We start from the raw sequence: 12,809 nt of genomic DNA, 5'->3' as shown, positions 1-12,809 counted from the left end.
CCGCGTCTCAGACGTTCTCGCGCGGGGTGCGGCGTGCAACACCGTCCGTGTTGTCCGGATCGGTTCCGTCGGCCGTCGTCGGCCGCCGGACCAGCGCCACGACGACGCCCGCGAGGAACACGACGACGAGCACCGCGCCGATGGCGACGGCCAGGCCGGTCGAGCCGCCGATGAGCGTCGCGAAGTTGTTGATCGTCAGCGCGAGGCAGACGAGGAGCCCGACGAGGCCGAGCGCGGGCGCCACGCGCGTGTGCCAGACCCGGCGGTCGACGCCGCTGCGGGCGAAGAAGGCGAGCACGGCCACGCAGGTCAGCACCATGAGCACGAGCACGCCGAGCGTCGCGGTGCCCGCCATCCACGCGAAGACCTGGGCGACGGGGTCGAGGCCGGCGATCGCGAAGACCACGACGAGCAGGGCCGCGAGCACGGTCTGGGCCAGCGAGGCGACGTGCGGCGAGCCGTGGCGGTCGTGGGTGCGGGCGCACGCGCCGGGGAAGGCGCCGTGCCCTCCGAGGGCGAACCAGTAGCGGGCGGCGACGTTGTGGAACGACAGGATCGCCGCGAACAGGCTCGTCACCAGCAGGACCGTCACGAGGTGCAGGCCGACCGGGCCGAGCCAGTTCTCGAACGTCCTGAGCAGGAACGTCGCGGGGTCCGCGCCGGCCTCGGCGACCGCGGCCTCGTCGCCCCAGGCGGACACGATGGCCCAGGTCGACAGGGCGTAGAAGACACCGACGACGACCAGCGCGAGGTAGGTGGCGCGGGGGATCGTGCGCTGCGGGTCGCGCGCCTCGTCGCGGAACACCGCGGTGGCCTCGAAGCCGATGAAGCTGGCGATCGCGAACATGATCGCGATGCCGACCTCGCCGGACACGACCTGCGCGGGGTCGAGCAGCGCGGTCGAGAAGCCCTCGGCCCCGCCGCCGCGGGCGACGACGACGACGTCGAGGACGAGCACGATGGCGATCTCGGCGATGAGCAGCACCCCGAGCACGCGGCTGGAGAGCTCGATGTGGCGGTAGCCCAGCACGCCGACGACGGCGACGACGAGCAGCGTCCACGCCCACCACGGCACGCTCGGGCCGCCGAAGCTGGTGACGAGCTCGTTGATCGCCGCGCCGATGTAGCCGTAGACCGCGGCCTGCACGGCCGTGTAGGTCGCGAGGGCGAGGAAGGCGGCGCCGAGCCCGAGGGGCCGGCCGAGGCCGTGGCGGATGTAGGTGAAGAAGGCGCCGGCGTCGGGGACGTGCGGGCTCATCGCGCAGAAGCCGACGGCGAAGAGCAGCAGGACGACCGCGCAGAGCACGAAGGTCATCGGGAAGGCCGCGCCGTTCCCGGCGCCGACCCCCAGCGGGATCGTGCCCGCGATGACGGTCAGCGGCGCCGCGGCCGCGATGACCATGAAGACGATCGACCCCACACCGAGCGTGCCCGACAGGCGGGCGGGTGGTGCGGGGGATTCGACGGGTGCGGCCATGGCGACTCCCGGGACAATGGTGGACGGGGGGGCGAGAAGAATGTCGCGCGTCACGTTTGCCGAGGCGTTCCCACGGGGTCAACCCCTCGTTGAGCTGCGCGGTCGCCGGCGAGATCCGGTCTCTCGCTTCCCGCGGAGAATGGCGGCCGGATTCTCCGAACGGAGAACGGCACCGGCTTTTCCGCGGTCGAACGAGAAACTGTCGGGCGGGATTCTCGTTCGGGGCGCGGGCCCTTCGCTCCGAGCGGTCCGCGCTCTACGGTGACGGCGTGACGCGGATCCCCGGCTTGCGTGCGCGGTCCCCGGTGGCCGGTCTGCACCGGCGCGCGCTGCGCCCGCTCGGGGTGTTCGCGCAGTCCGTGGCGACGACGGCGCCGGCGGGCGCGATGGCCTCGACGCCGCTGCTCGTCATCGCCGTCGCCGGGCGGGGCGCGCCGTGGTCGTTCGCCGTGGCCGCCGTGCTCGTCGGGCTCGTCGCGGCGTGCATCGCGGTGTTCGCGCGCCGGATGGCGGCGGCCGGCGGCCTCTACAGCTTCACGGCCAAGGGCCTCGGGGCCGGCGGCGCGTACGCGTGCGCGGTGGCGATGGTGGTCGGCTACGGCCTGCTCGTCGCGGCCGCGTTCTCTGGGGTGTCCTGGTACGGCGGGGCGCTGCTCGCCCGGGTGTTCCCCGGGGTGCCCGCCGTCGGCGCGGGCGTCGCGCTCGTCGTCGTGCTGGCGGTGACGGTGGCCGTGTGCGCGGTCCGCGGCGTGCGCCTCGCGGGCCGGGTGATGCTGGTGATCGAGGCGGCGTCGATCGGGCTGATCCTCGTCGTGCTCGTGGCGCTCGCGGTGACGACGGCGCCGTCCGGGATGGTGGCGGAGGGCGGGGTCGCCGGTGTCTCCGGGGTCTCCGGGGTCTCCGGGGTCTCCGGGGTCTCCGGGGTCTCCGGGGTCTCCGGGGTCGGCGCGGTCGGCGCGGTCGGCATCGGTGGCGTCGCGGTCGGCGTGCTCCCGGCCCTGGCCGCGTTCATCGGCTTCGACAGCGCGGCAACGCTCGGCGTCGAGGCCCGGCGGCCCTACGCATCGGTGCCGCGGGCGATCGGCGCGACCGCGGCGGTCACCGCGGTGCTCTACCTCGTCGCCACCCTGGTCCTGCTCGCCGCGCCCGGGGCGGCCGCGTCCGGGGTGACGAGCCCGCCGAGCGGCGACCTGAGCTGGGCGTCGGTGCTCATGGACGCCGGCATCGTCGCCTCGTTCGGCGCCTGCGCCCTGGCCGCACTGAACACGCTGGTCCGGGTGCTGTTCTCGCTGGCGCGCGAGGGGCTCGCGCCGGCGGCCCTGGGGCGCACGCACCGCCGGCACCTCACGCCCGCGATCGCCGTCGCCGTCACGGTGCCGGTGCTCGCGGCGGTCGTGGTCGTCGGCACCCTCGCCGGGATCGCGCCGGGCGCGGTGTTCGGCGGGCTCCTCTCGGTGGGCACGCTGGCCTTCCTCGCCGCCTACCTGCTGGTCTGCGTGGCCGCGCCCCGGTTCCTGGCGCGGATCGGCGAGCTGACGCGCGGGGTGGTCATCACCTCGGTGCTCGCCTCCGTCGCGCTGGCCGCCACGGCCGTCGTCGTCGTGCTGCACGCGGGCACCGGGCTGGTGGTGACCCTCGCCGCGCTCCTCGTGGTCGGCACCGGCGGGTGGCTGCTGCTGCGACGACTGCGGGGGCCGGCGCTGCGCGCGATGGGGGTCTACGACGAGACGACGACCGCCGACGTCCTCGCCGTGAGGGCGCGGTGACGTCGTCCTCGATCAGCGGGCGGCAGCCGCAGGCGGTCCGCAGCGCGCTGGCGATCCTCGAGGAGGTCGCGGCGGCGGGGGTCGGGATCACCGCGAAGGAGATCTCGACGGCGCTGCGCATCCCCCCGGCGACGACCTACCGGCTGCTCAACCTGCTCGTCGCCGAGGAGTACCTCGTGCGCCTGCCCGACCTCGGCGGCTTCGCCCTGGGCCGGCGCAGCGCGAACCTCGCGCCGTCGTCGGTGGCGGCGCCGACCGCGGCCCGCCAGGTGATGCGCCGGCTGCGCGACCGCGTCCGCTGGGGCGCGCACCTCGTCGCGTTCGACCGGCACCGGCTGACGTTCCTCGACCCGGACCCCGACCACCCGCCCACCGACGCCGACGAGCTCTCCCGCCACCCCCACGCCAGCGGCCTCGGACGCCTGCTGCTCGCCGAGCACGGCCTGCCCGACGGCCCGCTGACCCGCCTGACCCCGGACACCGTCGTCGACCGCGACGAGCTCGCCCGGCGCCTCGACGAGGTCCGCGAGACCGGCCTGGCGCGCCAGTGCGGCGAGTTCCACGCGACGCTGGGCTGCCTCGCCGTCGCCGTCCGGGCCCCCGACGACCGGCGCCTCGTCGCGGGCCTCGCCCTCACCGGCCCGGCCGAGCGGGTCGCGGCCCCGAACACCGAGCTGGTCGACCTCCTCCACGCCCACGCCGGCGACCTGGCCCCCCTCCTGGCGTGAGCGGGCGTCCGAGCGCGCCACCCGGGCCGACCCCCACGATCACGGCGCGCCGGCGGCGATCACCGGCACCGGCGCCGGCACCTCGACCCGCGCCCGCCGCCCCGCCAGGCGCGCGAACCCCGGCACGCGGGTCAGCGCGCGCAGGGCCTCCGGCGGCCCGGCGTCGCCGCTCGCGATCCTCTGCGCCGCCAGGCGCTCCGTGCGCACCTGCCCCCGCTGCTCGCGCTCCACCGCCGGCCGGCGGGCGGCCTCGAGCCCCGCGGCCGCGTCGTCGAGCTGCGCCGGGTCGGGCGGGGTGCGGCGCAGGGGGCCGATGAGCCGGTTGGCGAGGTCCGCCGCGTCGGCGAGCGCGAGGTTGATCCCGTTGCCACCCACCGGCGACACGACGTGCGCCGCGTCCCCGAGCAGCACGAGTCCCGGCCGCGTCCAACGCTCGACCGTCGTGATGCGCACGGGCAGCAGGGTCAGGTCGGCGACGTCGGCGAGGTCGTCGAGGCGGCCCTCGAGCCACGGCAGCACCCCGACCGCCGCCGCCCGCAGCGCGCCGATCCCCTGCGCGCGGACCTCCGGCAGCGAGCCGGCGCGGATCGTCCACCCGAGCTGCCAGTCCCGCCCCTGGTCGAGCAGGGCGACGCTGCCGGTCGGCGTGCCGAACAGGTCGAGCCCCGAGTACGACGGGTCGTCGGCGCGGCGCGGGAAGGCGTGCCAGAGGATGTCGAGGCTCGCGCCCAGCTCGGTCGCCGCGAGCCCGGACGCCGCGCGGACCTTGGAGTTCCGCCCGTCGGCGCCGACGACGAGCGCCGCGTCCAGCTCGTGCCTGACGGCGTCGACGCTGTACGCGACCCCGCACACGCGGCCCGCTGGGTCGTCGGGGTCGTGGCGCAGCGCGGAGAACCGCGCGCCCATGTGGATCTGCGCACCGTGCGCCCGCGCCCGCTCGGCGAGCCACGGCAGGAACGACGCCTGCGGGATCAGCGCGTAGAAGGGGAAGCGCCGGCTGGCGCCGCGGTAGTCGACGAGGGTCCACGTGCGCTCGGCGGTGTGCCAGCGGAAGGCGTCCGAGCGCGTGTGCGGCACCTCGTCGAGCAGCGGCCGCGCCAGCCCGAGCGTGTCGAGGTACTCGAGCACGCCCGGCGCGAGCGTGTCGCCGCGGAAGCGGCGCGCGAAGTCGTGCCGCGACTCCAGCAGCGTCACCGACGCCCCGCCGCGGGCGAGCAGGTAGGTCAGCAGGACGCCGCCGGGCCCGCCACCGACGACCACGATGTCACTCACTCCATCATCATACCTCTCGATCGTCGAACTACCTCGCCCACGGCGGGACGAGGCGTGAGCCGTCGGCCAGCTCGGCCTCCAGCCCCGGTGACGTCGTGACCCACACCGAGGCGGGCGCGTCCCCGCCGTCGACCCGGAGCTCGGCCCCGGCCGGCACGAGGACCACGTCCCCGGCAACGACCGTCGTGGTCGTGCCGTCGAGGGTGACGTGCAGGTCGCCGTCGAGGACGAGCAGCACCTCCTCGCGGCTCGGTCGGTGCGGTGCGCCGACCTGGCCGGCGGGGACCTCGAGGCGCCAGGCGCAGAGCTCGGCGCTGCCGCGCGAGGGCGCGACGAGGGTGTGGAACGCGGCGCCGTGCGCCTCGTGGCGGACGGCGTCGGCGGGACGGAGGACGGGCATCGCAGCTCCTTGGTGGTCAACCTGTTTGACCATATGGTCAGCCTGCTTGACCACCGTGTCAAGCTCGTGCCCGTGGACGACCGCGCGGCGACCGACCTGGCGATGCTCGTCCTGCGCGCGGCGACGGAGGTGGTCGACGGCGTGCAGGAGGGCCTGGCCGCCCGGGGCTACGACGACCTGCGCCCCGCCCACGGCTTCGCGTTCGCCCGGATCGCCGCGGCGGACACGACGGTCGTCGACCTCGCCGAGCACCTCGGGACCACGAAGCAGGCCGCGAGCCAGCTCGTGGCGGGGCTCGTCGAGCGGGGCTACGTCGTGCGCGAGCCCGATCCCCGCGACGCCCGGGCCCGGTTGCTGCGCCTGACGCCCGCGGGCGAGGCGTGCACGCGCGCGGCGGAGGAGGCGGCGGCCGAGGTGGTCGCGGGGTGGAGCGACGTGCTGCCCGGCGCGTCGTTGGGGGCGCTGCACGCGATGCTGCGGCGCGTCGTCACCCCGGGGCCGCTGCGGCCGGCGTGGTGATCGGTGGTGATCGGTGGTGATTCGTGATCATCCGTCGTGATCGAAGTACCGATACGGACGTTGAGTGTCCGTGACGGCACTTCGCTGACACGGAGGAGACGCACCTTCCCCCCGGCCTCGTCACGCGGCACGCTGGGCTGCTCACCCACCGCTACCGCCGCCCCGGGAGGACCGCCGGTGCACCTCACCCCGCGCGAGGAGGAGAGGGTCCTGCTGCACGGCGCGGCGGAGCTGGCGCGCCGGCGCCTCGCCCGCGGCGCGCGGCTCGGGGCGACCGAGGCGATCGCGCTGGTCTGCGACGAGATCTGCGAGCTCGCCTGGGACGGGCACGACCTCGACGACGTCGTGCGCCGCGCCCGGGAGATCGTCGGCCCCGAGCAGCTGCTCGACGGCACCGCCGCAGCCGTGCCGTCCCTGCAGGTCGAGGCGCTCTTCCCGCACGGCACGACCCTGGTCCACGTCGACCGGCCGTTCGGGCCGCCCGAGCCCGACGGCCCCGGCGCGGTCCGCCCGGCGCCCGGAGAGGTCGAGCTCGCCCCCGGCCGGGCGCGCTCCGGCGTCGTCCTGCGCAACGACGGGGAGCAGGCGGTCTGGGTGACCTCGCACGTCCCCCTCGACCGACTCAACCGCCGGCTACGGGTCGACGTCGACGACGGCACCGACCCCGCCCACCTGCGCCTCGACCTCCCCGCCGGCACCGCGCTGCGCGTCGAGGCCGGCGGGACGCGCGCCGCGACGGCCGTGCACCTCGGCGGTGTCCGGTGAGCGCCCTCGACCGGGGCGCCTACGCGCGGGTCTACGGGCCGACCACCGGCGACCGTGTCCGCCTCGGTGACACCGACCTGTGGGTCGAGGTGGAGCACGACGACGCCGAACCGGGCGAGGAGATGCTCGGCGGCTGCGGGAAGACCGCCCGCCAGGGCGCGCTGGTCGCCGACCGGGCCCCGCGCGACAGCGCCCTCGACCTCGTCGTCCTCGGGGTCCTGCTGCTCGACCCCGTGCTCGGGATCCGGAAGACCTCGATCGGGGTCAAGGACGGGCGCGTCGTCGGGGTGGGCCGGGCCGGCAACCCGGACGTCCAGGACGGCGTCGAGCTCGTCGTCGACGCGCACACGGCGATGGTGCCCGGCGAGGGACTCATCGCGACCCCCGGCGTCGTCGACTCGCACGTCCACCTCTCCAACGCCGACCTCGCTCCGGCCGCGCTCGCCACCGGCGTGACGACGATCGTCGGGATGGGGATCGGCGGGGTGTGGGACGTCGGCGCCAACCCCGCGCCCAACCTGCACACCCTCATGGCGTCGTGGACCGGCGCCCCCGTCAACGCCGCGTTCCTCGCCCGCGGCTCCTCGGGCTCGGCGGACCTGCTCGAACGGGCGGTCCTCGCCGGCGCCGGCGGGTTCAAGGTCCACGAGGACTGGGGCGCGGGGCCCGACGCCGTCGACACCTGCCTGCGCGTCGCCGAGCAGGCCGACCTCCCCGTCGCCCTGCACACCGACACCCTCAACGAGTCGGGCTTCCTCGACGACACCCTGGACGCGATCGGCGGGCGGACCGTGCACGCGTACCACGTGGAGGGCGGCGGCGGGCACCCCGACCTGCTGCGCATCGTCGGCGACCCGGCGGTCCTGACGTCCTCGACGACGCCGACGCTGCCCCTGACGCCGGCGACCGTCCGCGAGCTGGGCCCGATGACGATGACCGTGCACCGCGGGCACCCCGACCTCCCCAGCGACCGGAGCATCGCCGCCAGCCGCATCCGCGAGCACGCCATCGCCGCGGAGAACCACCTGCACGACGAGGGCGCGATCGCGATCGTCAATTCCGACGCGCTCGGCATGGGCCGGATCGGCGAGACCGTGCGACGCACCTGGCAGCTCGCCCACGTGCAGGCCCACCTCGCCGGAGAGGTCGGCCCGCACGTCGCGAACAACGCCCGGGTGCTGCGCTACCTCGCCAAGCTCACGCACAACCCGGCGGTCGCCCACGGGCTCGCCGGGCACGTGGGCTCGCTGCGGGCGGGCCGGCTCGCCGACATCCTGCTGTGGTCGCCGGCGTGGTTCGGGGCGACGCCCGAGCTGGTGATCAAGTCGGGGTTCGTCGCGTGGGGCGCCGCCGGCTCGGGATCGGGGTCGACGCGGCTCACCCAGCCCCGGCGGATGCGCGGCTTCCACGGCGCCCGCGGCGGCGCGCCGGCCCGCCTCGCCCACCAGTTCGTCGCCGCGGCCTGCCTCGACGACCCCACCGCCCGCGCGGCCCTGCCGACCGGGCCGCGCTACCTGCCCGTCGCCGGGAGCCGGGGGCTCGGTGCCGCCGACATGCTCCACAACACCGCGACGCCGCGGGTGGACATCCCCGGCGAGCCGTCCCCGGTGCGGGTCGACGGCCGCGAGGTGCCGCTGCACCACGCCGTCTCCCTGCCCCTGACCCGCCTGCACCACCTGGCGTGAGGAGCCGCACCTCGTGGAGATCGACCTGCTGCTGACCGGCGCCGACGTCCTCACCCTCGACGACGCGCACCCGCGGGCCCGGGCGCTGGCCGTGCACCACGGGCGCGTGCTCGCCGTGCTCGACGACGACGCGCTGCCGGCCGGCGTGCGGGCGCGCCGCACCGTCGACGCCGGCGGCGCCACGGTGGTGCCCGGCTTCGACGACGCCCACCAGCACGCGGCCTGGTTCGGGCAGTCGCTCGCCGAGGTCCCGCTCGCCGGGCTGACCGATCTCGACGCCCTGTACGACGCCGTCGCCGCCCGCGCCGCGGAGCTGCCGGAGGACGCGTTCGTCATCGGCAGCGGCTACGACGACGTCGCCCTCGGCGGCTCGCCCGACCGGCACGCGCTCGACCGCGTCGGGGGCGGGCGGCCGGTGTGGCTCAAGCACCGCTCGGCTCACGTGTGCGCGGTGTCCAGCGAGGTGCTGCGGCGGGCCGGGGTCCTCGACGGGACCGCCGTGGTGCCCGCCGGCGGCGTCGTGGTCCGCGACGAGGCCGGCGACCCGACCGGCGTCCTGCTCGAGGCCGCCCAGGCGCTGGCCGGCGACCTGCTGCGGCCCTACCCGGTACCGGAGCTGGCGGACGCGATCGGCGCGGCGACCGCGGTGTTCGCCCGCCAGGGCCTCACGCACGTCACCGAGGCCGGCATCGGCGGCGGGTGGATCGGGCGCTCCCCCCGCGAGCTCGCCGCCTACCAGCTCGCGCGCGAGCTGGGCGACCTCGCGGTGCGCGTCGACCTCATGCCCGAGACCTCGGTCCTGCGCGCGACGCCCGGCGAGCCGGGCCGGGGCCTCGACCTGGGCCTGCGCCCCGGCCTCGGCGACCTCGACCTGCGCATCGGCCCCATGAAGATCTTCTTCGACGGCGCGCTGAGCTCCCGCACCGCCGCGATGCGCGAGCCCTACGCCGACCGCGACCACGCGGGCTACCTCGGCGACGACCCGGAGGTCCTGCACGCCGCCGTCGTCGAGGCCGTCGCGGGCGGGTGGACCGTCGCCGCGCACGCCATCGGCGACCGCGCCGTCGACGCCGCGCTCGACGCCTTCGCCGACGCGGCGCGGACCCCCTGGCCCGGGGTGCGCCCGCCCCGGCACCGCCTCGAACACGCCGGTGTCGTCAACGACACCGCCCTGGCCCGGCTCGCCGCCCTCGGCGTCACCCCGGTCCCCCAGGCCCGGTTCCTGTACGAGATCGGGGACTCGATGGCCGCCGCCGTCGGCGAGCACCGCGCCGACCTGCTCTACCGCCACGCGTCCTTCCTGCGGGCGGGGCTGCGGGTGCCCGCCAGCTCCGACCGCCCGTGCGTCGCCGACGGCCACCCCCTGCGCGGGATCCAGTCGATGGTGCAGCGGCGCACGGCCGCGGGACGGACGCTGGGCCCCGACGAGGCCGTCGACGTCGACACCGCCCTGCGCGCCTACACCGTCGACGCCGCGTGGCTCGCCGGGGACGAGGAGGTCCGCGGGCGGCTCGCGCCCGGCTTCGTCGCCGACCTCGTGCTCCTCGGCGACGACCCCACCCGCGTCGATCCCGACCGCCTCGGCGAGGTCGAGGTCGTCGCCACCCTGCGGGGCGGGGGCGCCACCCACGGCGCCGACGTCCTGGACCTGCCGCCCGACGGAGGACCCCCATGAGCGATCGCACGCCCACCCCTGCGTCCAGCCCGGCCCCCACCTCCGCGGACGCCCGCCGCGTCGCCGTCGGCGCCTTCGTCGGCACCGCGCTCGAGTGGTACGACTTCTTCCTCTACGGCACCGCCGCGTCGCTGGTGTTCAACCGTCTGTTCTTCGCCACCGACGACGCCGTCGTCGCGACGCTCGCCGCGTTCGCGTCGTTCGCCGTCGGCTTCGTGGCCCGGCCGCTCGGCGGGGTCATCTTCGGCCACCTCGGCGACCGGATCGGCCGGCGTGCGTGCCTGCTGATCACCGTGGTGATGATCGGCGCCGTCACCGGCCTCATCGGGGTGCTCCCGGGGTTCGCCGACATCGGCGTCGCGGCCCCGGTCCTGCTGACGCTGCTGCGCCTGCTGCAGGGCGTCGCGGTCGGCGGCGAGTGGGGCGGCGCGATCACCCTCGCCGTCGAGCACGCCCCGCCGGAGAAGCGCGGGCGCTACGCGGCCATGCCGCAGATCGGGTCGCCGGTCGGGACGCTGCTGTCGTCCGGGGCGTTCCTGCTGGTCGCGCTGCTGCCGCCCGAGGACTTCGACGCCTGGGGCTGGCGCATCCCGTTCCTCGTGGCGTTCCCGCTGCTCGGGGTGGCCCTGTGGCTGCGCCGGCGCGTCGAGGAGTCACCGCTGTTCGACCGCCTGCTCGCCGAGGACGCGCGCGCCTCCGCACCCGTGCGCGACGTCGTGGTGCGGGCCTGGCCGGGGCTGCTGGTCGGGGCCGGGTCGGCGCTGCTCGGGGTCGGCGGCTTCTACCTCGCCACGACGTTCGTCATCAGCTACGCCACCGGCGACCTCGACCTGCCGCGCCCGCTCGTCCTGGGCGCGACGCTCGTCGCCGCCGTCGTGGAGATCGGCGTGCTCGTGCTCGGCGGGCGGCTCGCGGAACGCTTCGGGGCCGCGCGCGTCACCGTCGCCGGCGGGATCGCCTCCGCACTGGTGGCGCTGCCGATGTTCTGGCTGCTCGACGCCCGCAACGGCGTCGCGGTCGTGCTCGGCGTGACGCTCGGGGTCGCCATGCTCTCGATCCCCTACGCGGTGTCCGGGGACCTGCTCGCGCGGCTCTTCCCGGCGCGCCTGCGCTACAGCGGCATCGCGCTCGCGGCGAACCTCGCCGGGATCGTGTCGGGCTTCGTGCCGCTCGTCGCCACCGCCGTGCTCGCGGCGGCGGGCGGGAGGTCGTGGGCGCCGGGGCTGCTGCTGGTCGGCATCGCCCTGGTCACCGTGGTCAGCGGCCTCCTCGCGCCGCGGCTCTACGTCCCGGACGCGGAGATGACCACCGAGGGCGTGGCGGCACCGCGCGCCGGAGCGTGATCGAAGTACCGATACGGACGTTCAGTGTCAGCGACGGCACTTCGCTGACACGGGCGCTCAGAGCTTGCGCAGCCGCAGCAGGGCGTCGGCGAGGATCTCGTCGCGCTTGCAGCACGCGAAGCGGACCTGGGTCTCGACGCCCCGGGGCGAGGCGTGGAACACCTGGTTGGGCACGGCGGCCACGCCCACGCGCTCGGGCAGGGAGCGGCAGAACTCCAGCGAGTCGGTGACGCCCAGCGGCGCGACGTCGGCGGTGACGAAGTAGGTCGCCTTGGAGTGGAACACCTCGAGGCCCAGCTCGCGCAGCCCGTCGGTGAGCAGGTCGCGCTTGCGGGCGAGGTCGTCGCCGAGGTGCGCGAGCCGCTCGTCGGGGAGCTCGAGCCCCGCCGCGATCCCGTGCTGCAGGGGCGTGCCGGCGGCGAACGAGAACCACTGCTTGACGCCGAGCACCCGGCCCACCAGGTCCGGCGGCCCCGTCGCCCACCCGATCTTCCAACCGGTGACCGAGAACGTCTTCCCGCCCGACCCGACGGTGATCGTGCGCTCGAACATCCCGGGCAGCGTCGCGATCGGGACGTGGCGGTTGTCGTCGAAGACCAGGTGCTCGTAGACCTCGTCGGACAGGACGACCAGGTCGTGGTCCCGGGCGACCTGGGCCACCGCCTCGAGCTCCGCCGTCGACAGCACCGCGCCCGTCGGGTTGTGCGGGGTGTTGAGGACGATCATCTTGGTCCGCTCGGTGACCGCCGCCCGCAGCGCCTCGGCGTCCAGCGCGTAGTCCGGCGCGTGGATGCGCACCGGTACCAGGCGCGCGCCGAGCAGCGCCGCGGTCGCCGCGTAGAGGTCGTAGTACGGCTCGAGCGCGATCACCTCGTCGCCCGGGGAGAGCAGCGCGGTCATCGCCGACGACAGCGCCTCCGACGCGCCCGAGCACACGACGACCCCGCCGTCCGCGGCGACGTCCAGGCCGTACCAGCGCCGCTGGTGGTCCGCGATCGCCGTGCGCAGCGAGGGGATGCCGACGGCCGGCGGGTACTGGTTCCAGCCCTTGTGCATCGCGGCCACGGCGACGTCGACGACCTCGCGGGGCCCCGGGGTGTCCGGGAAGCCCTGACCGAGGTTGATCGCGTCGTGCTCGGCCGCCAGCCGGGACATCTCGCTGAAGATCGTCTCAGCCAT

11 protein-coding genes are annotated in these 12,809 nt (G+C 75.9%); 7 read left to right on the top strand and 4 right to left on the bottom strand.

All coding sequences use genetic code 11. The features are described from left to right. Window positions 1-7 precede the first annotated feature (7 nt). Window positions 8-1,477, bottom strand: a complete 1,470-nt coding sequence (locus PGB27_RS14955) for an APC family permease (RefSeq protein WP_274201169.1) — start codon at window positions 1,475-1,477, stop codon at window positions 8-10. A 269-nt stretch (window positions 1,478-1,746) separates the two neighbouring features. On the opposite strand from PGB27_RS14955, the gene PGB27_RS14950 reads away from it, so the two are divergent. After that, a complete protein-coding gene (locus PGB27_RS14950; protein WP_274201168.1) occupies window positions 1,747-3,243 on the top strand; it encodes an APC family permease in 1,497 nt (498 codons plus the stop codon). Further along, window positions 3,240-3,971: an IclR family transcriptional regulator gene (locus tag PGB27_RS14945; protein ID WP_274201167.1), complete on the top strand. Its 732-nt coding sequence runs from the start codon at window positions 3,240-3,242 to the stop codon at window positions 3,969-3,971. Before PGB27_RS14950 ends, PGB27_RS14945 begins: the two co-directional genes overlap by 4 nt. 39 nt (window positions 3,972-4,010) lie before the next feature. Here PGB27_RS14945 and PGB27_RS14940 read toward each other — a convergent pair whose 3' ends face one another. Beyond that, window positions 4,011-5,243 carry an FAD-dependent monooxygenase gene (locus tag PGB27_RS14940; protein WP_274201166.1) on the bottom strand — a complete coding sequence of 411 codons (1,233 nt, stop codon included), beginning with the start codon at window positions 5,241-5,243 and terminating at the stop codon, window positions 4,011-4,013. 28 nt (window positions 5,244-5,271) lie between these two features. Beyond that, window positions 5,272-5,643 (bottom strand): cupin domain-containing protein, encoded by a 372-nt coding sequence (locus tag PGB27_RS14935; protein ID WP_274201165.1) that lies wholly within the window; start codon window positions 5,641-5,643, stop codon window positions 5,272-5,274. Window positions 5,644-5,709: 66 nt separating this feature from the next. On the opposite strand from PGB27_RS14935, the gene PGB27_RS14930 reads away from it, so the two are divergent. The 5 genes from PGB27_RS14930 to PGB27_RS14910 all read left to right on the top strand — a co-directional run bounded on the left by PGB27_RS14930 (window position 5,710) and on the right by PGB27_RS14910 (window position 11,630). Continuing rightward, on the top strand, window positions 5,710-6,162 hold the full coding sequence (locus tag PGB27_RS14930) for a MarR family winged helix-turn-helix transcriptional regulator (RefSeq protein WP_274201164.1): 453 nt from the start codon (window positions 5,710-5,712) through the stop codon (window positions 6,160-6,162). Between the two features lie 177 nt (window positions 6,163-6,339). After that, window positions 6,340-6,927 carry an urease subunit gamma gene (locus PGB27_RS14925; RefSeq protein ID WP_274201163.1) on the top strand — a complete coding sequence of 196 codons (588 nt, stop codon included), beginning with the start codon at window positions 6,340-6,342 and terminating at the stop codon, window positions 6,925-6,927. After that, complete coding sequence (locus tag PGB27_RS14920; protein ID WP_274201162.1) at window positions 6,924-8,612, top strand: urease subunit alpha; 1,689 nt, start codon at window positions 6,924-6,926, stop codon at window positions 8,610-8,612. The genes PGB27_RS14925 and PGB27_RS14920 overlap by 4 nt, the downstream gene beginning before the upstream one ends. A gap of 13 nt (window positions 8,613-8,625) precedes the next feature. Beyond that, on the top strand, window positions 8,626-10,287 hold the full coding sequence (locus PGB27_RS14915; RefSeq protein ID WP_274201161.1) for an amidohydrolase: 1,662 nt from the start codon (window positions 8,626-8,628) through the stop codon (window positions 10,285-10,287). Continuing rightward, on the top strand, window positions 10,284-11,630 hold the full coding sequence (locus tag PGB27_RS14910) for an MFS transporter (protein WP_274201160.1): 1,347 nt from the start codon (window positions 10,284-10,286) through the stop codon (window positions 11,628-11,630). Before PGB27_RS14915 ends, PGB27_RS14910 begins: the two co-directional genes overlap by 4 nt. Before the next feature lie 57 nt (window positions 11,631-11,687). On the opposite strand, the gene PGB27_RS14905 is transcribed toward PGB27_RS14910, so the two are convergent. Continuing rightward, window positions 11,688-12,809 carry an aminotransferase class I/II-fold pyridoxal phosphate-dependent enzyme gene (locus PGB27_RS14905; RefSeq protein ID WP_274201159.1) on the bottom strand — a complete coding sequence of 374 codons (1,122 nt, stop codon included), beginning with the start codon at window positions 12,807-12,809 and terminating at the stop codon, window positions 11,688-11,690.

This window comes from Actinomycetospora lemnae (assembly GCF_028737315.1).
Taxonomy (GTDB): domain Bacteria; phylum Actinomycetota; class Actinomycetes; order Mycobacteriales; family Pseudonocardiaceae; genus Actinomycetospora; species Actinomycetospora lemnae.
Note: the sequence above shows the minus strand (reverse complement) of the source record. Positions and strands in the feature narration are given on the sequence as shown.